The organism is Candidatus Villigracilis saccharophilus, from assembly GCF_016711665.1.
In genome coordinates this window covers 22,182-45,829 of record NZ_JADJSO010000015.1, presented here as the reverse complement: position 1 = coordinate 45,829, position 23,648 = coordinate 22,182, and the positions used below count along the sequence as shown (strand labels likewise).

The window sequence follows — 23,648 nt, the reverse complement described above, 5'->3', positions numbered from 1 at the left end:
ATAATTGACAAGGAAAAAAAACATGCCTGTGCAAAAAAAGAATAAAGAAAAAGAACCCCCGATCCTCTTTGATAAAACACAAGCCATCATCAAACAGGCCAATATATTATTGCACGGAACACTGATCACCTATTTCAACAATCCGCGTGGAAGCGTCTGCCATGACGACGTTCTGGCTTTGTATGAACTGCTTGAAAAGATAGGACATCAGGAAAAGATTTATCTCTTTATTAAATCAAGCGGCGGGAATGGACAAGCCTCCCTGCGGCTTGTAAATCTTTTACGCCAGTATTGCAGGGAAGTTGTAGCGGTCATCCCCTTGGAATGTGCTTCCGCTGCGACCATGATCACACTGGGCGCGAATGAAATTCAAATGGGACCGATGGCTTACCTCACACCAGTGGATACGTCGTTGACCCACTCACTCTCTCCGATTGACCGCGACAATGACCGCGTCAGTGTCAGCCTGGATGAATTGACTCGCGTTGTCCGCTTGTGGCAGGCGCAGAACAGTGATGCCAAAGAGAATCCATATCAGGAATTATTTCGGCATGTCCATCCGCTCGTGATCGGCGCTGTGGACCGGGCAGAGTCGCTTTCGATCATGCTCAGCAAGGAATTGCTCGCATATCACATTGAAGACGATCAAATGCAGGACCAGATCGCCAGCGCATTGAACGCAAAATACCCATCGCATGGCTATCCCATTTTGTTTGAAGAAGCCAAACGTATCGGTCTCAAGGTTAGTCACCTTGCCCCTGAGATCAACTCCCTTTTGCTTGAGCTGAATGAACTTTACAGCGAAATGGGTCAGCGTGCCACCACCGACTTCGACGATACCCATGCGCATGGCAATGAAATTCTAAATATTTGGGAGTCGACGGATGTGCTTGCTTACTACCAACAAGACAAGGATTGGTTCTATCGCACCGAAGAAAGGCGCTGGATTTCCCTTAACGATATCAGCAGTTGGCGGCGGGTTTTAAAGGTGGGGAACAAGGTTGAAAAGACGATTTTGCATATCACATAAACCTGTGCAAAACCTGTGCAATATGTTATGATCTGTTTATCAGATTATGGAAAATCCGTGTCTGTGCTGATGCGGATTTTATTTTAATAAAAATGAAGGTGTAAAGAAAAATGGCAAATCTTAAATTCAATGACCCCGCTCCCGATGTGACATTGCTTGACGGGGAAGGGAAGCCAATTCAGCTTTCCTCGCTTTGGCAGGATAAGGTACTTGTCCTTGCGTTTACCCGTCACTTTGGATGTCCGCAATGCAAAGAGATGCTCGATCAATTGATCGACTCGCATCAAGCCCTGACCGAGAAAGGGCTGCGTCTCGCGATCATTTCCCACGCTTCGGCAGAATCAGCCAAACAATTCTGCGACCTGCGCGCACCCAGCGCCATCTGTCTCGCCGACCCAGACCGCACAGCCTATCATGCGTATGGTCTGTATCAAGGCACGCTCTGGCAAACCCTGCTCTCACCGCAGATCTGGATCTCCAACCGCAAATTGGCGCGCACAAAGGGATATAAACCCGAACTTCCGCACGCGGGCCAGGATGCCTATCAAATGTCTGGGACATTCATCATCGGCACGGATGGACGAGTCCGCCTCCCATACTATTACGAAGATATCGCCGATCATCCGCCCGTTGACCTGATCCTGCACGGCATCATGGGCGCCGACTGGAACAAACCATATGACAGCAAACCGCTCCTATAAAAACTCAAACGATAAAAACAAAACATGAAAAATTTTTTTCTCGCTACATATCTCGCAGTAAAAGAAGTGATCCGTAATCGCGGCCGATTTTTGCTTGTCGCTCTGGTGATCGCGCTCATCACTTTGCTTGTGTTGTTCATTGCCGCGCTGGGTGAGGGACTCGCCAATGGCAATCGTCAATACGTTGCAAATCTGGATGCGCAGCTGATCGTCTTTTTGGAAAAGTCAGACTACAGTATTTCCGCCAGCCGATTGGAGACGAACACGGTCAAGGCTGTGCGTCGTGTGGAAGGCGTTGAAGATGCCGGTCCGGTCTATACCTCAACCACTGAAATTGTTTCCCTGCCGGAACCGTTGAAAGTATCCATGCTCGGGGCGGAAGCGGGAAAGCCCGGCATGCCTTCCATCATTGACGGACGGAATTTCCGTGGCGGTGAAGCCCGCGAAGCAGTTATGGATCGTAATGTCGCTTTGCGTTCAGACTTGAAAATCGGTGACTCGATTCAGATCCGCTCCACACAGGGAACAGATGATAAGTTTTTTGATCTCGTGATCGTCGGTCTGGTTGATGGTCAATCCTATTTCTTTCAGCCCACCATTTTTGTTCCCGCCGCGACATGGGAAAAGATCCGTCCGCAGTCGGAAGCGGAATTGAACAGTGATACGCCATATCCCAATATCATCGCTGTCAAACTGACCGATCCCGCTCAGCTGGATGCCATGTCCACCCGTTTGGCGGATGAAGTCTCAAACATCGAAGTCGCTACTCTTGAAGTTACCATTAATAACATTCCTGGCTACTCTGCTCAACAGGGAACTGTTCAAACCCAGGGTGTCTTCACTTTGTTGATCGGTATTCTGGTGATCGGCGGTTTTTTCCAAATTCAAATTTTGCAAAAGGTTCCGCAGATCGGTGTCTTGAAAGCCATCGGCTCGTCGAACTCGGTGGTGGGGCTTGCCGCGGTGATCCAGATCATTGTGGTGACAGCTCTCGGCGTAGGTATTGGAGGCGCGATGACCTATCTATTCTCGCTGGGTTTCCCGCCCACGATTCCATTGGTGTTCAATGGTTCGCGATCCTTGATCGCCGTTGCATTGTTGTTGGGGATTGGACCACTTGGCGGCATGGTTTCGATCATTTACGCAGTCCGCATTGAGCCGTTGAAGGCTTTGAGATTAGGATAAGAATATGAGTTCTGTTGCTTTGGAAGTTCGTGATCTAGTTAAATCATTTGCGTTGGATGGCGCCACCATCAACGCGGTAGATGGTGTTTCGTTTCAGGTAAACTCTGGCGAATTTGTGGCGCTGGTGGGCCCAAGCGGTTCAGGTAAGACAACCATGCTCTCCATTCTTGCCGCTCTGCTCACTCCCACTACTGGACAAGTTCTGATCGATGGGCAGGATCTTGCGCAAATGAACGAAAAGAAGCGCGTGAAATTACGCCGTGAGAAGATCGGCTTTACCTTTCAGTCCAATAATTTAATTCCATACCTTACTGCTCGTGAGAATGTGGAGTTCATGCTGCGCTTGAATAATAAACTTGACCGCGCGGGCCGAGTCCGCTCGGATGAATTGCTGGCGCGTCTTGGTTTGTCTGACCGTTTGCATAATCTGCCCGCCCAAATGTCAGGCGGGCAGCAGCAGCGCGTAGCCATTGCGCGCGCGCTCATCCACAATCCTGCCGTTGTGCTTGCTGATGAGCCGACCGCCTCGCTGGATACGGAACGCGCTTTCCAAGTTGTGGAAACTTTCGCGCACCTTATCCATGAAAATGACCGCGCCGGCATCATGGTCACGCATGACCTACGCATGTGCCAGTTTGTTGACCGTGTACTGCAAATGCAGGATGGAAAGTTGGTAAAAGTATATGAATCAAAGCAGGAAATTTTGGAACTTGCACAAGGGGTATTGAAGCATTAGAGTTGAAATATTCTGAAAGTAGAAAAAAGACTCTGAGTTTTTCTCTCAGAGTCTTTTTTCTACTTTCTGCTTTCCGTATTCTGCTTTTGAACTACGCTGTTTCCAAATACTTTGTGATCTCGTAATCGGTCACACGCAGGCGGAACTCATCCCACTCTTCCAGCTTCGCGCGCATATAAGCTTCGAACAAATATGTGCCGAGCGCGGACTTCAATACTTCATTCTTTTCCAACTCAGCAAGAGATTCAGCCAGAGAGCCGGGCAATTCAGTCACGCCCAGATTGGTGCGTTCTTCCTTGTTGAGGTGATACAGGTTGATGTTGTTGAGCGGCTTGGGCGCGGTAAGATTTCTGTCAATGCCATCCAGCGCGGCGGCAAGCATCACGGTGAATGCCAGATACGGGTTGCAGGATGGGTCAGGGAAGCGCAGTTCAGCGCGGACAGCCTTGTCGCGTCCTTCGGTGTAGCGCGGAATGCGGATCAACGCGGAGCGGTTCTGCTGAGCCCAGCCGATATAGACAGGGGCTTCATAACCGGGCACCAAACGCTTGTAGGAGTTCACGGTCGGAGCGACCACACCCGCGAGCGCGCGCGCATGTTCCAACTGACCCGCGATGAACGAATATGCCAAAGGTGAAAGATGGGCGGCATCACTCTTATCGAAGAATAAATTTGCGCCGGTCTTTATGTCGAAGAGGGATTGATGGCAGTGCATACCAGAGCCATTAATGCCGTACACAGGCTTGGGCATGAAAGAAGCGGTCAGCCCGTGCTGGGCGGCGATCGCCTTCACGGTGTATTTCAAAGTCAGCACATTATCGGCCGCCTTCAAAGCGTCGGCAAAACGGAAATCAATTTCATGTTGTCCCAATGCAACTTCGTGATGGCCCACTTCCACATCCAGACCCATTGCGTCAAGCGCTTCCATTAACGCGGTGCGCACCACAACGGCTTCATCGAAGGAGGAGAAATCAAAGTAACCGCCCGTATCGTGGGGGACAGGGTGAACTCCCTGGCCGTTCTCGCCTTTGAACAGGAAGAACTCCGGCTCGGGTCCAATATTGAGCATCCAGCCGCGGTCAGCGATTTTCTTAAGGATGCGCTTCAATGCGCCGCGCGGATCGCCTTCGAACGGTTCGCCGCCGGGGGTGTAGATATCGCAGAACACGCGCGCGCGTTTCGAATCTTCCGCCGACCAGGGCAAGACCGCATAGGTATCGGGGTCAATGATCAGGCGCATATCGCTTTCCTGAATGCGCGCAAAACCTTCCACCGATGAACCATCGAACCATGCGCCGTCCTTCAGCACATCTTCGAGGTGGCGCACAGGCATGTCCACGCTCTTTACCGCGCCCATCACATCTGTGAATTGCAGCGAGATGAACTTGACTTTATCTTCCTTCACTTTTTTAACCAAATCTTTTGGATCCATTTTCTTTTCTCCTTTTTAATTTTGTTCTGGAGTTCAGCAGTTTATACCCTTGTGGGTGCTGCTGGATCATCTCCAGGTTTTTAATGATAGCTGACGACCTTCGACATTTTCCTGCTTACTGGTCATTCTTCATACGCCCTCGCTTCTTCCTCACCTGCACTGGCGTGCGGCGCAGGTGTCACTTTTGGCTTGCTCCTGCTATTAATAAAGATCACCGACCCGATAATGATCGCTGTCGCCAACCCAATGCGCGGCTCCAGTGTTTCATTTGCCAGCCAAACCCCAAGCAAAATAGCCACGATCGGGTTGACATACGCGTAGGTCGCAACCAGCGAGATTGGCGCATTTTGCAGCAACCAGGTGTATGAACCAAAACCAACGATCGAACCTATGGTGATCAGATACCCCAGCCCGGCCAGGGATCGAGTGGAAACCTCTGCGGGATTCCATCCATTCAACTCACCTGTGACCAGCGAGACAATGAACAAACCAATACTACCCATCAACATTTGCGCGCCTGTTGACATGAGAGATGCCTTTGGCAGGTCTGCGTGTTTGCTATATACCGAGCCTGTTGCCCAAAGCAAACAAGCGAAAAGCAATGCGATCACTCCATAGATATTTAATCCCGCCCCCGCGACAGCTTCCGAGGGATTGATCAGAACATAAATGCCCAGGAAGCCGATCAACAGCCCAACAATGGACTGCCAATTGGGCTTGACTCCATTTGGGCGGATCGCTTCTGCGACCACCAGGAATAACGGAACAGACGCGATGATCAGCGCCGCGATGCCCGAAGGGATGAATTGCTCTGCCCACGAAACCAGTCCGTTGCCCCCGAGCAGGAGAAAATTGCCAATGATGGCTGTGGATATCCACTGCCTGCGGGTGGGCATTTGCTGTCCTGCCGCGCGCTGCCAAATGACGAGGATCAAGCCTGAGGCGAGGAAACGCACTCCCGCATGAAAAAATGGAGGAATGGTCTCGATCGCAACTTTAATACCCAGGTAAGTTGAACCCCAAACAATGTATAACGCGAATAACGCCAGCCAAATTTTAGATTTCATTTTTTCCTTTTATGTAATGCGACATTAATGCCGCGCTACAAATTCTTGTGCCAGCAACGCTTTTTTTCTCGCCGCGCCGTAACGATAATTTCCAAATTCTCCGCTCTTGCGAATGACCCGATGACAGGGGATCAGTACCGCAATTGGGTTATGTCCAACAGCTGTGCCGACTGCTCGTAATGCATTCGGGTTCCCGATTTGCGCGGCGATGTGCTCATAAGTGGTCACTGTGCCGATTGGAATGTTGAGCAATGCTTCCCAAACTTTGATCTGGAAGTTCGTTCCGCTCAGGTGCAGTTTCAAAGGCTGAGCTGTTTTATCGGAAGCCGGGATCATCTCCATGGTAGCCAAAGATGCGGTCCGTCAACGGGGCGGTGGATCTGTGATCCTCGATCATCTTCGCCTGATTCCATGTCGAAACTAAATGATCGATCGCCTGACCTTCGCTGGTTTCGATAAAACTCAGGTTGCAGATGCCGCGTTCGGTTGTGGCGATCAGGCATTTTCCAAAAGGCGTTTGGTGCAGACCATAATGAATGGTCAGTCCTGCGCCGCGCGTTTTGTATTGGCCCGGTGTGACAGCCTCGGTGTTTACAAAAAGATCATGCAAGCGCCCCAAACTCGATAACCCCACTTGATGGGTGGTATCGAGCAGGTTTTCAGACCGGGCAAGCAGGTCTTTGGCATGCTCCTTTGTCAGGAATTGCATGAAACGCTTTGGACTAATGCCCGCCCAGCGCGTGAACATGCGCTGGAAGTGATATTCGCTCACGCCAACTGCGGCTGCGATCTCTTCCAGTTCAGGCTGGCGATTTACATTCGCTTCAATGTACTGAATTGCCAGTTCTATCAATTTATAGTGTTGTGAAAGTTCAAGATTATTTTCCATAACGATCTCCTTTTTGATGTTGGAGATTGTATTGGTTCATTTGTAAAGCGGCGACCCGTTTCTTGCTCATTTTTTTTTCAGATGCTCTATAAACTTGATGGGTATTCATACTGGAGGGGGAATACCTTGTGTACGAGACCTTTCAGGTTTTCACAGACAATAAAAAAAACAGGCATGCTCGGGCATACCTGTTTTAATACACAATGGTATTAAAAAGAAACGCCCTTCCAACAAATTACAAGCAACGCTCTCCTGCTTGTATTCACCGCGTTCACCTTGTCCCAAACATTACTGTCTGGTTTTCAGTGGCGAGCAACCGATACCGTTTTGCTCAAAACGCTTGCTTTGGAAGGGAGAAGGAAGTCCGTGATATGACTTCGAAGGCATCCGCTGATCTATCCGATTTTCTTGACCTCGTTTGGTTGAGGGCAATTAGCGTCCCGCTCACACGGGAGAACCTTCACCTCGTGATCTTGTTTTGTCATTTACATGACACCAAAAGACCCAGCCGCTTATATCTCCATTTATTTGTCTTACAACGCCGCGTATTGTATACGCAGCGCAGGTGCTCGTCAAGTAACAATGTATCATGGATAAAGAAAAACCCCGCACGTGCCGTGTATCACCAGGTTTTGAACCTGCAAGTGCAGGTGGGTCCCTACCTAGAAACGCCGCCTTGGCTCAGGCCTATCGCGTTATTCCTATTAAGTTAAGGACCCTTTTAATATGTATTGGCTCAAAACGTGAAGGCGATATCACGAACACAGAAGGGCTGTGATTCTTATACCATAATCAGCGGTGCAAGTATAGTTAAAAATTAATATCCCTTAATTGCAGTTTTGAAAAACTTGTTGATTTCATAATTATTTTGTGCTAGTCTGTATCTATCGAATCTTACCTTATATAACGGAGGCAAAATGGCTACAGTTCCAGGTATTGATGTTTCTCATTGGGATGCGGGTATTGATTGGCCCAAGGTGCGTGCGACCGGCCAACGTTTTGTGTTTGCTAAAGCCACGGAAGGCATTGTTTATAAAGATGATACCTTTAAGGATAATTGGTTTGGCGCCAAATCTGCGGGGCTTTTGCGTGGCGCGTATCATTTCTTCCGCTGTAATGTGGATGCGAAGAAGCAGGCAGATTACTTTATTGATTATGTGCGTTCGGTAAAAGATGACGGTGAACTTCCGCCTGTGCTTGATCTTGAATCCAATGACGGCGTTTCGAAAGAAAAGATCGTGACCGCCGCGAAGGTTTGGCTTGATCGGGTCGAAGCTGCCTTTGGAAAGAAACCCATTATTTATTCAGGCCAGTATTTTCTACAGGATTATCTTGTACTGCCCGGAGGCGGACCCCCACCATGGGCGAAGAATTATCCGCTTTGGCTGGCGCAATATCCAAACCAATATGTTGAAGGAATGAAACCCTTCCTGCCGCGCGGCTGGTTTAATTGGACGATCTGGCAGTATAGTGACAAGGGCAGGATCAATGGGATCAATGCCTCGGTGGATATGAATCTATTCAACGGCACGCTTGAGGAATTGTATAAATTTGCGGGCGCGGCAATCCCGGACCAAACGCCAAAAATTCATACCGTTGGCGCTGGTGATAGTTTTGAATCCATTGCCAATAAATATGGGGTGACCGTGCGCGAATTGGTTTCGGAAAACCTGCAATTGCTAAAAGTCGGGGATAAGTTGACTGTGCCGGTTGCGATTGCCATTCCTCAGGAAAGTGTCACCGAAAACACGTCTTCTACTTCCACACGAACGTATACCGTGCAGACGGGAGATACTCTTTCATTTATCGCGGTGAAATTCAGTACAACAATCGCCGCGATCGCCAGCGCAAATAATATTAAGAATATCAATAACTTGAAAGTGGGGCAGGTGTTGATAATACCCTAAACAAAAAACTCGGAGGTCTTCAAGACCTCCGAGTTTTGATTTAAGGATAAACCCTCTTGATCGTTCTTGGGAAGGCGATCGCCTCGCGGACATGCTCATTGCCACAGATCCATGAAGTGACACGTTCCGTTCCCATACCGAAGCCTGAGTGGGGAACCGATCCGTATTTTCTCAGATCAAGATACCACTTGAACGCCTCTTCGGGAAGTTTCTGGTCGCGGATGCGCTGGAGCAATGCATCGGGATCGCTGATGCGTTCGGAGCCGCCACAGATTTCGCCGTAGCCTTCGGGCGCTAGCAGATCCACGCTCTTGCAGACTTCGGGACGGTTGGGCCACGGTTCCATATAAAAGGCTTTGACGGCAGTTGGGTAGCCATAAACGAAAACAGGCTTGTCGAATTGCTGGGTGATGATCGTCTCGTGCGGTGCGCCGAAGTCAATACCCCAATCGAACTTGAGCAATTCCTTCTTTTCGGGGTCGGTTTCTTTTTCGTGGAACTCCTGGATTATTTTTGCCGCGTCATCATAGGAAATGCGCGGGAAGGGGGCTTTGATATTCTCCAACTTCGAAATGTCACGCCCAAGGGATTTTAACTCAGGCATACGGTCACGCAAGACGCGCTGAACGATATGGGTCAGCATCTGCTCCTCGATCTCCATCAGACCATCCAAATCGCAGAAGGCGATCTCAGGTTCGAGCATCCAGAACTCGGTCAGGTGGCGGCGGGTCTTTGACTTCTCCGCGCGGAAGGTGGGACCAAAGCAGTAGACTTTTCCAAACGAGAAGATGTTCGCTTCGTTATAAAGTTGACCTGTTTGCGCGAGATAGGCTTTGCCTTCATCGAAGTATTCGGTTTCAAAAAGAGTGGTGGTGCCTTCGGCGGCGGCTGGAGTTAAGATGGGCGTACTCATTTCAACAAAGCCATTGAGATCGAGCCATTCACGTGTGGCCGCCATGACCGTGGCTCGCACGCGCAGGATCGCCCATTGACTCTGCATTCGCAGCCACAGGTGACGATTATCGAGCGCAAAATCCACACCGTGATCTTTGAGCGACATGGGATAGTCCAAGCCCGCTTCCTGCACGATCTCGATCTGCTTCACGCCAACTTCATATCCGCCGGGGATGCCGGGCGCGCGCTTATCTTCGCGGACTGCACCTGTGATGATGACGGAGCTTTCCTGCGGCAGGCGCATGACCTTGTCGAAGACCTCAGGCTCAAGGTCACCTTTGAAGGCGACGCATTGCACAAAGCCAGAACCGTCGCGCACGAGCAAAAAGACCAGCTTGCCTTTATCGGTGCGGTTATAGATCCAGCCCTTGATGGTGACTTCCTGTCCAATGTGATTTGAAATTTGTGTAACGCTGATATGTTCAGCCATGTGGGGATTCCTCTGTAAATTGATTTTGACTATTATATTACATGTAATAGTTACGGTTAGATGCCATCTTCTTCGATGAATTCCTCTTCAGTCGAATACAAGGCTTTTTCTTCAAACAGGTTAAGTTGTTGTGCGCCACTTCCGTCTGCTGAAAATTTACGGGGCACTAAACCATCTTCTTTTAATCCGTCAAGAGTATTGATCATTTCTTGAACTTGTACAATATACTTTGCCTTTTCTTCTCGAATTTCCTTGCCATTGAAACGTAAAACATGCCAGCCGCGTTTTTCAAGGTCATTATTTCGTTTATTATCTTTATCTATTCTGTCTTTTTGAGCATGCCAAGTATCGCCGTCTGCCTCGACATCAATTTTCCCCTTATTGCAAAAAAGAGCAAAATCTAGCTGATAGAAATGTTTCTTAATAGGTTCTCTCCACTGCCTTTCTGCGGATATTTTGGCTTTCTTGAATGTTTCCCAAACAGCATCTTCCAGCGGGCTTTCGTCAAATAGGTCATTAAATTCTTCTGCGTGAATGAATTTTTTCCATTTTGTTGAAATGAAAACATTTGATCTGGGAATACGACTTGGAATCGAACGTGGAAGTTGCTCAAGTTTTTCAATAAAAACTTGGTGGTACATTTTTTCGGATTTTTGACTGTCAAATTTGTTTGGAAATAACTTCTTATAAGGTTTTTGGATAATTTCTTTTATACGCCCAAAATATCGAATTCGGAAAGCATCCATGGCAAACACTTTTGGTTGGTAAAAAGCGATGTACTCAGGCGGCCAGCGTTTAGGTGTAAAGTTAACGGGGAGGTGATACCAGTTTTCATCTCTCACATTCTTGAAGTGAGATTTTTCCTTTAAGAGTGCTACTAAAACTTCACTTTCGTTTTCAGCCATATATATGATTTTAACACGATAGATTACTTCCTTCTCTCTTCCAACGCCTTCACCAACAACTCCTTCGCCACATTTGGGTCTGCCTTGCCTTTGGTGGCGCGGGCGACTTGTCCCATGAGCCATTGGATGATGGTCTCTTTGCCAGCGAGGAATTGTTCCACTTCCTTGGGATTATCGCTCAGGACTTTTTCGATGGCTTCCTGAATGAATCCCGTATCTGAAACTTGTGCGAGATTTTTGGCTTTGACGATTTCCTGCGGGTCGCCGCCGTTTTTGATTATTTCGTTGAGCACGATCTTGCCCGAATTTCCGCTGATGGTTTTATCAGCCACCATGTCGATCAACTGCGCGAATTTTTCAGCGGGCAAATTTATTTCTTCCAATGCCAATCCCGAATCATTCATGTAACGCATGAACTCGCCCGCGATCCACGAGTGGATTGTCTTTGCGGTGCTCTTTGATTTTGCAACAATACTCTCGAAGTAATTGGCAAGAGTCTGCTCGGAGGTAAGCAACTGCGCTTCGGACGGAGTCAGTTTGAAGTCCGAAATGAAGCGCGCTGTTTTTGCATCGGGCAGTTCGGGGAGTTGATCCTTGATCGAATCGATCCACGTGCGGTCAAGTTGAAGCGGGGGCAGGTCGGGTTCGGGGAAGTAGCGATAATCGTGAGCATCTTCCTTGCCGCGCTGTGAAACCGTCACGCCGCGCGCTTCGTTCCAGCCCAAAGTTTCCTGCACCACTTCGCCGCCAGCTTCATAGACTTTAATTTGACGTTCGATCTCATATGCGGATGCACGAGTCAGTGCACGGAAACTGTTGAGATTCTTGATCTCGGTTCTGGTTCTTAACTCGGAGCTGCCACTGGGTCTGACGGAGACATTCGCCTCGAAACGCAGGATGCCCTTTTCCATGTCGCCAGAGTTGACGCCGAGATAGCGCAGGATGGCGCGGATCTTTGTCGCGTACGAAAGCGCAGCTTCCACGGAGCGCATATCAGGCTCAGAGACAATTTCGAGCAGAGGGACGCCTGCGCGGTTGAAGTCCACAAGGGCGTAATTTTTTTCGTGAGATAACTTGGCTGTGTCCTCTTCCAAATGAACGCGGCGGACGATAACCCGCATTGGAGATTCTGTATCATCTAAAATATCCAGATAACCTTTGGATGCGATCGGCAGGTCATACTGAGAAATTTGATAACCCTTGGGCAGGTCGGGATAAAAATAATTCTTGCGTGCGAAAGTGTTGAATTCGTTGATGGAGCAATTCAACGACAAGCCAACCAGTGTTGCTTGTTCGATTGCCTTCTTGTTAAGGACAGGCATCGCGCCGGGCAAGCCTGTGCAAACGGGACAAATAAATGTGTTCGGTTCTGGCGCGTTGGAATAATCTGCTGAACAGGAGCAGAACATTTTTGAGTTGGTCTGCAACTCAGCGTGGATTTCAAGTCCGATAATGGGTTCGTATTTTTGTGTCATAGTTTTGTAGTCTCGTAGTCGATTTTGCTAGAACACCTGTGCTATAATATTTCAATTGTATAAAAAGGAGCAAACTTTAATATGAATGCAAATGCCTTTCGCCATTTTTACAACTATCACTTCGCCGAAAACCGCAAGACATGGGAGCATATCGCTTCACTCTCCTTCGAACAGTTCACGCAAGCCGTGGATTATTCCCACGGGTCTGTTCGGGATCAAGTCGTTCACCTTCTCGATGCGGAAGATATGTGGTTCAGTGAACTGCGCGGTGCCAATGCTTTAGAACCGCTTCCTTCCACCACCGAAGTTGATGACCGGGATGTCATTCGCTCACATTGGGACAGTGTGGAGCAAAATATTCGCGCATACCTTGCTGAGTTAAAAGATGATATGTTGTTCACCAAACCGATCAAAGAGCCAGAAGAAGATCAAGTCCTCTTTGCTTGGCAGGTACTTCTCCACGTGGCGAATCACGCCACTGACCATCGCGCTCAACTTCTCAGGGTATTACATGATCTGGGCGTCGATACAAAATCTCAAGATTATATTTTCTATGTATATGAAAACCCGTAAATATCTTTCATGTGTAAGTCTAAATTGGCGATCACAATTTTGGAAGTTGCTTGTGCCAATCTGTCACTTGTTGATATGCATGACCGACTTGGAATAAAGTTTGCTCATCCAAATGTTTGCCGATGAGCTGCATTCCGACGGGCATGTTGTTCGAGAAGCCAGCGGGCAGGGCTAGTGCTGGGACTCCTGCGGGATTTGTGGCGACAACGTAAATATCGGAGAGATACATTTCGAGCGGATCGTTTGTCTTTTCGCCGAGTTTGAAGGCGGTGGTGGGGCAGGTGGGGGCGAGGAGAATGTCAACGGACGACAGAGCCGACTCAAAGTCACGACGAAGAAGCGTGCGGACTTTCTGGGCTTTGAGATAGTACGCGTCATAATATCCCGCTGACAGCGCGTACGCACCAAGCATGATCCTGCGTTTGACTTCGTCGCCGAATCCCTCGTGACGAGTCTGCAGGTAAATGTCGATCACATCTTTTGCATTTTCTGAAACCGAAAGACCGAAGCGCGTACCATCCATGCGGGCGAGATTGGAACTCGCTTCGGCGAAAAGCAAGAGGTAATAAACGGGCAGCGCGTATTTGGTGTTGGGCAATGAGACTTCTTGAATCTTCATGCCGAGTTTTTCATAGGTGCGAATGGCTTCCTGAATGGAACTTTCCACACCCGCTTCCATGCCCGATACAAAATATTCTTTTGGAATCCCGATGGTCATGCCTTTGACCGACTTGTTGATGCTTTGATAATATTGCGGAACAGGCGAATTGAACGTTGTGCTGTCGCGTTCATCGTGACCTGCGATGGCTTCAAGCACGGTCGCGCAATCATAGACATCGCGAGTCATAGGGCCTATGCAATCAAATGAAGAGACAAGCGAGATGAGACCGTAACGCGAAACGCGACCATAGGTGGGCTTGATGCCTGTGACATTGCAAAAGCCTGCAGGCATACGCACTGATCCGCCTGTGTCTTCGCCGATGGAGAAGTTGCACAACCCGGCAGACATGGATGCCGCTGCGCCGCCGCTTGAACCGCCAGGGACTCTTTCGAGATCCCACGGGTTGTGCGTTTTGAAGAGCGCGGAATTTTCGCAGGAGGAGCCCATGCCGAATTCGTCCATGTTGGTTTTGCCGATCAGCACAGCACCTGAATCCGCGAGTTTGTTGGTGACTGTGGCATCGTATTGCGGGACATAATCTTCAAGTATCTTCGATGAGCACGTAGTGCGGACTCCGCGGGTGGAGATGCAATCCTTCATCGCGAAGGGAATACCTGTCAACGGGGTGACGTTTTCGCCTTTGGCGATGCGTTCATCGGCTTGTTTGGCTTGTTCGAGCGCAAGGTCATCGGTGATGGTGACATAGGATTGAATCTTCGCGTCAACTTCGTGGGCACGTTGAAGAGTCGCCTGCGTCAGTTCAACGCTGGAGATTTGTTTGGTGGCGAGCATTTGAGATGCTTCGCGAATGGTGAGGTTGTGTAGTTGCATAATTTTTCCAAAAAGCTTTACCAAGAGAGCACGGAAGGAAAGATTTTAAAGGTTTCGTGGACTCTGTGTGCTCCGTGGTTACATCTTTTACTCTTCGCCTAAGACAGTTGGCACTTTGACATATCCGCGTTCAGATTGAGGGGCATTCTTCAAAAATTCTTCGCGGCTCATGGAGGGTTGGGCAACATCTTCACGCAGGACATTTGTGTTGTTGGTGATGTCTGATGCGGGCGGGACATTTTCCGTATCCACTTCGTTGAGCATGTTGAAGTAGTCAATGATGGAAGAGAACTGCGGGCTGAATTTTTTGGCTTCCTTTCTTCTCGTGAAATTCTCAAGCCAGCCACATAGATTGGCTCAGCGTGTTTTGTCCATATCCATGTCCGGTTGTTATTTTGTTTGTCCTATAAAACCTCCTTTGCCACGAAGGACATGAAGGAAACGAGGACCCTTGTAGTCAGATGCTACTGGTCCCTTTGTTTCCTTTGTGGTTGAAAAATTACTCAAACTTAATATGCAACTCTTTCAACTGCTTCGGCTCAACCGCAGAAGGAGCGTCCGCCATCACATCGCGGCCCGCTTGATTCTTGGGGAAGGCGATCACTTCGCGGATGTTGGGTTCGTCCGCCAAAAGCATGACCAATCTGTCGATGCCGGGCGCCATGCCGCCGTGCGGGGGAGCGCCATATTCAAACGCTTCGAGCATGTGCCCGAACTTGGCTTGAATTTCTTCGTCGCTCATTCCAAGCATTTGGAACATCTTCATTTGAATGTCACGGCGATGAATGCGGATCGAACCCGATGCGGTTTCATATCCATTGCAAACCATATCATACGCATCAGACGACACTGCGCCAGGGTCGGTGTCAAACTTGTCGAGGTCTTCCATCTTCGGCATCGTGAACGGATGATGCTCCGACTCCCATGCTTTGTTTTCTTCATTCCACGCGAAGAACGGAAAGTCCACAACCCATGCGAATGCCATCATATTTTTATCGGCAAGGTCTAACTTATCGCGGAACCATAAACGCAATCCGCCTAAAACTTTGTTGACCACTTTGCGTTCGTCTGTTGCGAAGATGATCAGATCGCCAACGCCTGCTCCCGTTTTGGATTTGAGCGACTCAACTTCTTCTGCTGTGACGAATTTGGATGCGCTTCCTTTCACGCCTTCAGCGGTTACTGCCAGCGTGGGCATTCCCTTCGCCCCAAGAGTTTTCGCTACCTCTGTGAGAGCGTCCACTTCCTTGCGGGACATGTCCGCACTGCGAGGGGCGACGATGCACTTGATCACGCCACCAGTTTCGAGCGTAGATTGAAAGACGCGGAACTCACTCTTTGCGAATACGTCGCTGACGTCCACCAATTCCATACCGAAGCGCAGGTCAGGTTTGTCTGATCCATATTTTTCCAACACTTCACGATACGAGAATTTTGGCCACGGCGATGAAAGTAATTTTTTGTTTGGCGTGACGGCGGGAAGCATTTTGGTGAATAGATCTTCAACCAATGCAAGCACATCATCACGATGAACGAATGACATTTCGAGATCGAGCTGCGTGAACTCAGGCTGACGGTCACCGCGCAGGTCTTCATCGCGGAAACAACGCGCGATCTGGAAATACTTATCCATCCCCGCGACCATCAACAACTGCTTCAATTGTTGAGGAGATTGCGGCAGAGCGTAGAACTGTCCAGGATAGATGCGGGAGGGGACGAGGTAATCGCGAGCTCCTTCTGGAGTCGCTTTGAACATGATCGGTGTTTCGATTTCAATGAAACCTTGTTCATCAAGATAGTCGCGCATGAACTTGATGACCTTGTGACGCAGAACCATATTATGAGTCAGGCGTTCGCGGCGCAGGTCAAGGTAACGATATTTGAGGCGGGTGTTCTCGTCGGCGAGATCGGCATCTGTGCTGACCATGAATGGCAGAGTCTTTGCGGGGTTCAAGATCTTTACTTCGCGGGCAATGATCTCGATCTCGCCCGTTTCCATTTTTGGGTTTTTCATGCCGTCAGGGCGTAATTGCACGATCCCTTCGATCTGCAAAACCCATTCCATGCGGATATTGGTCACAAGATCAAGCGATTCTTTTGGAAGATCCGGGTTGATGGTGACTTGCACCAAGCCCGAGCGGTCTCGCAGATCGAAAAAAGCCACCCCGCCATGATCGCGGCGTCGGTGTACCCAGCCTGAAAGGGTGATGGTCTGCCCCGCGTGGCTGGCCCGTAATTCTCCACAAGTATGAGTTCTGTACATAATGCGCCTCCGAAAATTTGTGAGACCTGACAGGTTTTCAAAACCTGTCAGGTCTTCTGTATTTATATAAAGTAAATCGCCCTTCGCGTTTGCGTCGGGCGATTGGTTTTGACTTGAGTTATTCGTCAACCAGCAAAGCTTCGCCCAACGATACAGGGATCGTCATTATTATTATCATTGGCGAAGATGGTTGTGTGTTGCATAGTGGCGGCATTATAGCATAAATACTCTTTAATGACGTGTGTCATTTTTTAGCCTGATGAGGCGTCGTCAGGATGCGCTCAATAGTCTGACAGGAGAATGTGTTTATAACGGAAATCGGCGGGAGCGGTGAAAGTTCCATGTGCCTGATGTTAGGAAAATGTAAGGTCGAAGGATTTATCCTGCTTCCTGTTCTGATAAAAACAATGTATATTTATTTTGATTAGCCCAATTATTTGTTAAAGGAGAAAAAGATGAGTTATAAATCAATGTTTGCTCTGAATTCGATTGTTATGCTTCTCGCAGGTCTGGCATTTTTGTTTGTGCCTGAAAAAATCCTTCTGCAGATGGGGACATCGGAGACATATGTGTCCACTATTCTGGCTGTGCGATTTTTGGGAACTGCAATGATTACGATAGGGTTGCTTCTTTGGTTTGTAAAGGATATTTCCGATGCGAGTGCGCAAAAAGGTCTGGGTTTTGCGATGCTTGCAAGTATTTTTATTGCGTTTGTGCTGACTCTAATCGGATCCGTGTCAAGTACGTCTGTGATTCGTTCCAATTCATGGATTCTAATTGTCGTTTATGCTCTTTTTAGTCTTGGCTATGGCTTCCTCTTATTCTTGAAGCCAAAAATGAAAGAATAATACATCCCCGAGATGCCAAAGTGCGCTATCCACATATTTGGGATAGCGCACTTCTTTTTATCTATCAGTGCAGAGATCGTAAATTCACATTAATTTTCTGGCTTCTTTTTCAAAATCCGTCAACAAGTCATCCGTGTTTTGATAGCGCTCTTTGGGGTTTTTATTGACACACTGTAGTAACACTTCGTCAAAGTCTTTTGATATAAGGGGGTTTAATTCGCTTGCTGGCGCGGGATTGGATTTTTTATCCGTTATGGAACGGCGGTCAAAAAAATAATTATTCTTAGAGTTGTATATTTTTTGACTGGCCAAGGGGTGAAATCCTGTTAATAATTCATAAAGCACGATGCCAAGTGCGTAGACGTCAAGTGTCGGACTGGCTTTTACTTGATCACTGTTGACTTGCAGGATCTCTGGCGCCATATATCCGATCGTGCCCCCGGTGACCCGCATCCCGATCGGGCGGACAAGACCAAAATCGATCAATGTGATTTTCTGCCGGTTTGACATCACATTGCTTGGTTTAACATCACAATATACAAATCCTTTTTTATGTATATAACCTAACGCAGAGCATAAGTGGGTCAGTATCTTCAAGGTCTCCTTTATGGAGAACCTTTTCCTGCTATTAAGGATTTGATTCTTTAAGGTAGTATTCCCAATAAAATCTAGAACAATATAGGGACGCTGACCTTTCAAGTTATAATCACAAAGTCGAATAATGTTCGGATGGTGACAATTTATGAGGAAATTCGCTTCCTGGATGATGTATTCCCCCGATCGGTCAATGATACGGTGCCCAATATCCAGTGTTTTACCGACACTTTCTTCATATTCCTCTTGATCATTAACCCCGGCAAAGTGCAATGGGAGTATTTTTATGGCGACCATTGAATTTCTTGTATTATCAACAGCTTTATATATCTCGGATGTGCCGCCTTTACTGATTGGCGCAATCACATGGTATTTTTCAGAGATGAATTGATCGATCTCTCCATGATAGATGTTTTGATCGCTGGAATGGCTGCTCATAAGATAATTATACCGTGCAGGAACCTGTTGGCAGGTTGATATTTTAAAATAGTGGGTATATTATCCAGTGCGCGTGAAAGTAAACGGAGTTCGCGGGTTATAATTGAAATTAAGTAGCCCCTGTAATAAAGGATCGTTATGAAACAAAAACTTATATTTCTTCTGATTTTTGTAATGATCGTAGGTTGTAGTCCGTCCAATCCGGTGGATATTCCCAATAGGGATCAATAAAATTTGAAGACGAGGCACTGAAATAACAAAATACATTTGGAAGAGCATATATGAATATTTCACTTAATCGCAGGGATTTGTTTAAAAATTCAACCATTAAAGATAAACTGAATTTATTTCAGTTACTATTTGAAACTAAGTCTCTGACTGCGGACCTTGCCCTGGCTCTGCTCAAGATCATTCATCAGGAATTGAATGATCATCAAAAACCTGATCGTACTGTTTTTAAGCGGTATGCCGAAGCGATCGAGAGCCTGCGTTTTAATGTCCCTGATCTGCTTCAACAAATTGTGGATGGCTGGAAAGCCCATCAAAATGTTACGCCTGAGGAATGGTTTTCTGATGATAGTTCAGATACAGACAATAATTCAGCGGCACATCAATAGTAAGGTTTCAAAATAAGACTCCCTGAAATATCCATGTCAGTTTTTTTGATTAACCCGTCGAACATCCTAATAAGTACATGGTCTTCATCAATTAAAAAGTAGAGCGACTCTTATTCAGAAGAGTCGCTCTACTTTTTTTAATCCGGCCACGAAGAAAAAAACATACCCAAAGAAATCACCCCGTGAATATGGATTTCATCTTTCATACCCATCCTCCTCGCGGACAGATAATCTTTCTGTCCGCGAGGAGGATGGGGGATATTTTACGCCTGCACTCCGGTAAAATCGATGCAGGTGTTTTCCTGATTTTAGAAACAGGCTGTAGGTTTATGTCGGCAATTTGAATATGAGGCCTAAAGCCAACAGAATAGCCGCGATCAATAATTCCCCGCCAGCCTTCCATAGATCACGAAATGCATTGTCCCACTCCTTCTGCACATAAGCCAGCCAGGGCGCATTTTTGTCGTAGACGATTTCAACCGTTTCACCGGGCTTGTAGCGCCGGGCTTGAAAAGTGGCGCTGTCCACCACTTCGATGGTCAGTTCTTTTTCGTCAGGTGTTCTATAAAAGAATTGGGGATGATTGACTTTGCCCAAAATGGAGGACATCATGCCTGTCGTTGTCCCCTCGTTCGAATGCGGACCGTTATTCAATTGCACGATCCCGGTCGTGGTTGAACTGTTCTTTTTGATCTCCCTCATTCGCAAAAGTTGCGGAATTGCGGGAATTCCCGTTGTCAAACCAAGGATGAATAGTAGAAGAGCAATACCGTAAATCATTATTTTTTCCCTTTGTGCAGGAATAAACTCCATGGGAATTATATGCGAAACACGTCTAAATACTATGGTTCATTTCAAAATTGTACTTTATGGTCATTTATGACCCAAAAAAGCCAACATATTAAGGTGTTCAATGAGAGCTGTTTATGTAATATTTATTTCTGATCAGGAATTAGTTCGGATTACCCGCTTCCGAGCCATGAACAGCAAAATATTTACACAAGGATTGGCATGGATCTTAATCGAGGCAAAATTTTATTATCTGACGATATATTGGCCATCATGAAAGGCGTTGATTTTGAATTCAGTTTTGCTTTTCAACCCATCGTCAATGCGGACAAACGTGAGGTTGTTTCGTATGAAGCCCTGGTCAGGGGGCCGAACGGTGAGCCTGCCACAGACGTGTTCTCGCAGGTTGGCGAAAATCTTTATGGATTCGACCAGGCTTGCCGCATCAAAGCGATCCATATGGCCAGCCAATTAAAACTTAATAAACAATTGAATATCAATTTGCTGCCATTCGGAAGCTACCAGACCGGTATGAACATCCGCGCAACATTGCGCGCATCGGAAAATTTTGGCTTCCCGATCCAGAACATAGTTTTTGAGGTGACTGAATCTGAGATGCTGACTGATCACCGCCGCTTGATTGATATTATCAAAATGTATCAGGAGTTTGGATTTCAGACCGCCATTGATGATTTTGGGACCGGGTATTCGGGATTGAAATTATTGGTGGAATACCAGCCTAACTATGTCAAACTTGACCGTCACCTCATTGCGGATATTCAAACGAATGATATCAAACAAGCAGTGGTGCAGGGGATCGGGTTTATTTGCAAAAAATTGGGGGTGGGATTAATGGCGGAAGGGGTGGAGAAGTTCGAAGAGTTTTCATGGCTTCGCGCGATCGGCGTTAATTTATTTCAGGGTTATTATTTTGCGTCGCCGGCTTTTGAATCTCTGCCTGACGTGGCTGTTGGCTTATATGCCTGTTGAATCAAAACTCTTAAAAAAAACAAGCCTCTGACATTTAGAGGTCTCAGAAGCCTGTTTTTTCATATTCAGTTTTTCTAAAATCCTAAGTTGTTAGTTCTTACTAAAGGGGTGGACCAGCATCACGGGAATATGCGCGTGATGCACAACCCGGTCTGCGACACTGCCCATCAACCAACGCTGAATGCCGGAACGTCCATGGGTAGACATGGCGATCATATCGGCGTGGACCTCATCTGCGACCTTCAAGATTAATTCAGGAATTGGGCCTTCACGCATAATATGTGAAACCTTTGCGCCTTCCTCTATTAATTTAGCTTCTTCTTTTTCAAGGTAGGCTTCGGTCTCGATCTCTGTTTCCTCAATCACCTTGGTTGCCAATCCTGGGCTGCGTGCGAGAAATTCCAAACTTGGGGTCACAGGCACGCTCAAAAGTATGATCTCTGCGCCTTCGGTTTTTGCCAGCGCTTGTACATGAGGCAATACAGCTTCTGCAAGTGATGATCCATCCAACGGGACTAGTATTTTTTTGTACATGAGGCATCTCCTTTTGATCGGAAGAACATAAATGGAAATGTTTATGAATTATTTCACAATCACTATAGCATAAGGAGATTTGAATTTCAAGACCTGCTATCTGGCTTTTATCTTGCTCATGGCGTATTCTGCCAGCGCGGCGATGGTCAACGACGGATTCACGCCCGGATTGGCGGGCATGATCGAACCGTCGATGATGTACATACCGTCGTAATTATGTACCTCAAAATTTTCATTGACCACGCTTTCGTCCGCAGTTTTACCGATCGGTGCACCGCCAAGAATGTGCGCCGTGGTCGGCAGGTTTAGCAAATTCTCGCCGATTGAGCCAAGTGGTACTCCATTAATACGCGCCGAAAAATCACGCGTCAATTCGTGTGAGCCTTGAACCTGCGCTCCGATCTCATAACCGGGTTCCTTCTCGGCTACCATCGCGCGGCGGAAGAGCGTGAATCCGCTGCGGCCAATTTGGAAGCGCATACGATTATCGGCGTGCTGCATCACGAGCAGGATGGTCACGTTGTGCGCCCAGCCTGGCAGTACCAGCGCTTTCAGGAAGTCAATGGGATGCGTCAGCGCCCACCAGATAAATTTCAAAAGGCGGAGCGGGATGCTTACATCGGTATCAATTAACGGCGCGGCCAGGAAGCGCATCAGGGATGATCCATCTGGATATCGCACTGGCTCGACACGGGTGATATCGTCATAGTTGTAGATGGATGAAATGGAAACGCCTTCTGAATAATTGATATCAGACTTGCGTGCGACGCTTCCCAACAAAGCCTCTGAGTTGGTCCTGACCATGTGACCGAGTCTACGGGATAGATTCGGCAGGGACCCCTTCACGTCACGCAGGTTCAATAATAATTTCATCGTCCCCATCACGCCCGCGGAGAAGATGATGTTCTTTGCGTGGACAGTTTGTTTGCTCTTGAAAAGTTTGGTTGAATCTTGGTAGGTGATTTCATAGCGGGCTTCTGACCGTCCACCGTCCACCGTCAACGGTCTGACATCTACAACTTCCACTTCTGCGCGAACCTCCGCGCCATTCTTCTCCGCAAAATACAAATAATTTTTAGGTAATGTGTTCTTCGCATTGTGACGACATCCCACCATGCAGCCGCCGCAGTGCTGACATCCTGCTCGGTCTGGACCATCTCCCCCGAAGAATGGATCGGGAACGGTCACACCTGACTCGCCAAAATATGCACCTACATCCGTTGCGCGGAAGCTATGTCCCATGCCGCGTTCTTCGGCCATTTGTTTGAGCAGATCATCCGCTTTCCATAGTTTTGGGTTGCGCGCCGCGCCGAGCATTCTCCTGGCAGTGACGTAATGTTCTCTAAGTGTTTCTCCCCACTTCACATTTTGATTCCACGCGGAGGTCGCGAACGTTTCATCAGTGGGGATCTCCAGCACATTGGCGTAGCCGAGACTACCGCCGCCCACGCCCGCGCCATGCAAGACCATTACCCCTTTGAGAATGCTAATCTGCAAAATCCCATACGCACGGATCGCAGGCATCCAGACGTATCTCCAGTACTGCCAGTTGGATCTGGCAAAGTCTGTATCTTTGAATCGCTTTCCCTTTTCAAGCACGAGAACGGAATAGCCTTTTTCTGTTAACCGCATTGCCGAAACACTTCCCCCAAAGCCAGAACCGATGATCACATAATCATAGACTTGAGTCATTATGATGCCCTCCCAGGCGAATTGGCGTGATTATAACAAGAGCTTTCAGGATTACACCGATCAAAAGACATGGGGGATTGACTTTCGATTCGAATGGCATATATTGA

At 47.8% G+C, this 23,648-nt stretch carries 22 protein-coding genes, 1 other RNA gene and 1 pseudogene; 9 read left to right on the top strand and 15 right to left on the bottom strand.

Annotated elements, in window-relative coordinates:
* The first annotated feature begins 22 nt into the window (after window positions 1-22).
* The 4 genes from IPL17_RS06255 (at window position 23) to IPL17_RS06240 (ending at window position 3,652) form a co-directional block, all read left to right on the top strand.
* The gene (locus tag IPL17_RS06255; protein WP_345306219.1) at window positions 23-1,030 is read left to right on the top strand and encodes a hypothetical protein; all 1,008 of its coding nucleotides are present in this window, start codon (window positions 23-25) and stop codon (window positions 1,028-1,030) included.
* 110 nt (window positions 1,031-1,140) lie between these two features.
* A complete protein-coding gene (locus IPL17_RS06250; RefSeq protein WP_345306218.1) occupies window positions 1,141-1,731 on the top strand; it encodes a peroxiredoxin-like family protein in 591 nt (196 codons plus the stop codon).
* A gap of 24 nt (window positions 1,732-1,755) precedes the next feature.
* Window positions 1,756-2,916 (top strand): ABC transporter permease, encoded by a 1,161-nt coding sequence (locus tag IPL17_RS06245; protein WP_345306217.1) that lies wholly within the window; start codon window positions 1,756-1,758, stop codon window positions 2,914-2,916.
* 4 nt (window positions 2,917-2,920) lie between these two features.
* The gene (locus tag IPL17_RS06240; protein WP_345306216.1) at window positions 2,921-3,652 is read left to right on the top strand and encodes an ABC transporter ATP-binding protein; all 732 of its coding nucleotides are present in this window, start codon (window positions 2,921-2,923) and stop codon (window positions 3,650-3,652) included.
* 91 nt (window positions 3,653-3,743) lie between these two features.
* On the opposite strand, the gene glnA is transcribed toward IPL17_RS06240, so the two are convergent.
* The 5 genes from glnA to ssrS all read right to left on the bottom strand — a co-directional run bounded on the left by glnA (window position 3,744) and on the right by ssrS (window position 7,816).
* The gene (gene glnA / locus IPL17_RS06235; protein WP_345306215.1) at window positions 3,744-5,084 is read right to left on the bottom strand and encodes a type I glutamate--ammonia ligase; all 1,341 of its coding nucleotides are present in this window, start codon (window positions 5,082-5,084) and stop codon (window positions 3,744-3,746) included.
* A gap of 122 nt (window positions 5,085-5,206) precedes the next feature.
* The gene (locus IPL17_RS06230; protein WP_345306214.1) at window positions 5,207-6,151 is read right to left on the bottom strand and encodes an EamA family transporter; all 945 of its coding nucleotides are present in this window, start codon (window positions 6,149-6,151) and stop codon (window positions 5,207-5,209) included.
* A gap of 24 nt (window positions 6,152-6,175) precedes the next feature.
* The gene (locus IPL17_RS06225; protein ID WP_345306213.1) at window positions 6,176-6,487 is read right to left on the bottom strand and encodes an MGMT family protein; all 312 of its coding nucleotides are present in this window, start codon (window positions 6,485-6,487) and stop codon (window positions 6,176-6,178) included.
* Entirely contained in the window at window positions 6,468-7,040 is a 573-nt protein-coding gene (locus IPL17_RS06220; RefSeq protein WP_345306212.1) for an AraC family transcriptional regulator, read from the bottom strand. Before IPL17_RS06220 ends, IPL17_RS06225 begins: the two co-directional genes overlap by 20 nt.
* Before the next feature lie 599 nt (window positions 7,041-7,639).
* Window positions 7,640-7,816, bottom strand: a non-coding RNA gene (gene ssrS, locus IPL17_RS06215) — 6S RNA.
* Window positions 7,817-7,957: 141 nt separating this feature from the next.
* On the opposite strand from ssrS, the gene IPL17_RS06210 reads away from it, so the two are divergent.
* Window positions 7,958-8,947 (top strand): GH25 family lysozyme, encoded by a 990-nt coding sequence (locus tag IPL17_RS06210; protein WP_345306211.1) that lies wholly within the window; start codon window positions 7,958-7,960, stop codon window positions 8,945-8,947.
* 40 nt (window positions 8,948-8,987) lie between these two features.
* Here IPL17_RS06210 and asnS read toward each other — a convergent pair whose 3' ends face one another.
* From asnS to gatB, 3 genes are read right to left on the bottom strand one after another with little or no spacing between them, the layout of a single operon-like run.
* A complete protein-coding gene (asnS, locus tag IPL17_RS06205; protein ID WP_345306210.1) occupies window positions 8,988-10,331 on the bottom strand; it encodes an asparagine--tRNA ligase in 1,344 nt (447 codons plus the stop codon).
* 56 nt (window positions 10,332-10,387) lie between these two features.
* Window positions 10,388-11,236: a DUF559 domain-containing protein gene (locus IPL17_RS06200; RefSeq protein ID WP_345306209.1), complete on the bottom strand. Its 849-nt coding sequence runs from the start codon at window positions 11,234-11,236 to the stop codon at window positions 10,388-10,390.
* A gap of 23 nt (window positions 11,237-11,259) precedes the next feature.
* A complete protein-coding gene (gatB, locus tag IPL17_RS06195) occupies window positions 11,260-12,711 on the bottom strand; it encodes an Asp-tRNA(Asn)/Glu-tRNA(Gln) amidotransferase subunit GatB (protein ID WP_345306208.1) in 1,452 nt (483 codons plus the stop codon).
* A gap of 81 nt (window positions 12,712-12,792) precedes the next feature.
* Here gatB and IPL17_RS06190 point away from each other — a divergent pair, with 81 nt between their 5' ends.
* The gene (locus IPL17_RS06190) at window positions 12,793-13,284 is read left to right on the top strand and encodes a DinB family protein (RefSeq protein WP_345306207.1); all 492 of its coding nucleotides are present in this window, start codon (window positions 12,793-12,795) and stop codon (window positions 13,282-13,284) included.
* A gap of 31 nt (window positions 13,285-13,315) precedes the next feature.
* Here the strand turns inward: IPL17_RS06190 and gatA are convergent, their stop codons facing one another.
* The 3 genes and pseudogenes from gatA to aspS all read right to left on the bottom strand — a co-directional run bounded on the left by gatA (window position 13,316) and on the right by aspS (window position 17,039).
* Window positions 13,316-14,776 (bottom strand): Asp-tRNA(Asn)/Glu-tRNA(Gln) amidotransferase subunit GatA, encoded by a 1,461-nt coding sequence (gatA, locus tag IPL17_RS06185; protein ID WP_345306206.1) that lies wholly within the window; start codon window positions 14,774-14,776, stop codon window positions 13,316-13,318.
* An 87-nt stretch (window positions 14,777-14,863) separates the two neighbouring features.
* Window positions 14,864-15,085 (bottom strand): annotated as a pseudogene (gene gatC / locus IPL17_RS06180) (Asp-tRNA(Asn)/Glu-tRNA(Gln) amidotransferase subunit GatC); the annotation flags it as partial.
* A gap of 190 nt (window positions 15,086-15,275) precedes the next feature.
* Entirely contained in the window at window positions 15,276-17,039 is a 1,764-nt protein-coding gene (gene aspS / locus IPL17_RS06175; RefSeq protein WP_345306205.1) for an aspartate--tRNA ligase, read from the bottom strand.
* Window positions 17,040-17,494: 455 nt separating this feature from the next.
* Here aspS and IPL17_RS06170 point away from each other — a divergent pair, with 455 nt between their 5' ends.
* Window positions 17,495-17,887, top strand: a complete 393-nt coding sequence (locus IPL17_RS06170; protein WP_345306204.1) for a hypothetical protein — start codon at window positions 17,495-17,497, stop codon at window positions 17,885-17,887.
* An 84-nt stretch (window positions 17,888-17,971) separates the two neighbouring features.
* Here IPL17_RS06170 and IPL17_RS06165 read toward each other — a convergent pair whose 3' ends face one another.
* On the bottom strand, window positions 17,972-18,919 hold the full coding sequence (locus IPL17_RS06165) for a serine/threonine-protein kinase (RefSeq protein ID WP_345306203.1): 948 nt from the start codon (window positions 18,917-18,919) through the stop codon (window positions 17,972-17,974).
* 281 nt (window positions 18,920-19,200) lie between these two features.
* On the opposite strand from IPL17_RS06165, the gene IPL17_RS06160 reads away from it, so the two are divergent.
* Window positions 19,201-19,536, top strand: a complete 336-nt coding sequence (locus IPL17_RS06160) for a hypothetical protein (RefSeq protein WP_345306202.1) — start codon at window positions 19,201-19,203, stop codon at window positions 19,534-19,536.
* Window positions 19,537-19,863: 327 nt separating this feature from the next.
* Here the strand turns inward: IPL17_RS06160 and IPL17_RS06155 are convergent, their stop codons facing one another.
* Window positions 19,864-20,316, bottom strand: coding sequence for a DUF3592 domain-containing protein (locus tag IPL17_RS06155; protein WP_345306201.1), 453 nt, complete (start codon window positions 20,314-20,316; stop codon window positions 19,864-19,866).
* 231 nt (window positions 20,317-20,547) lie between these two features.
* On the opposite strand from IPL17_RS06155, the gene IPL17_RS06150 reads away from it, so the two are divergent.
* Window positions 20,548-21,315 (top strand): EAL domain-containing protein, encoded by a 768-nt coding sequence (locus IPL17_RS06150; protein WP_345306200.1) that lies wholly within the window; start codon window positions 20,548-20,550, stop codon window positions 21,313-21,315.
* A gap of 90 nt (window positions 21,316-21,405) precedes the next feature.
* Here IPL17_RS06150 and IPL17_RS06145 read toward each other — a convergent pair whose 3' ends face one another.
* Entirely contained in the window at window positions 21,406-21,849 is a 444-nt protein-coding gene (locus IPL17_RS06145; protein ID WP_345306199.1) for a universal stress protein, read from the bottom strand.
* Between the two features lie 96 nt (window positions 21,850-21,945).
* Window positions 21,946-23,541, bottom strand: coding sequence for a GMC oxidoreductase (locus tag IPL17_RS06140; protein ID WP_345306198.1), 1,596 nt, complete (start codon window positions 23,539-23,541; stop codon window positions 21,946-21,948).
* Window positions 23,542-23,648 lie beyond the last annotated feature (107 nt).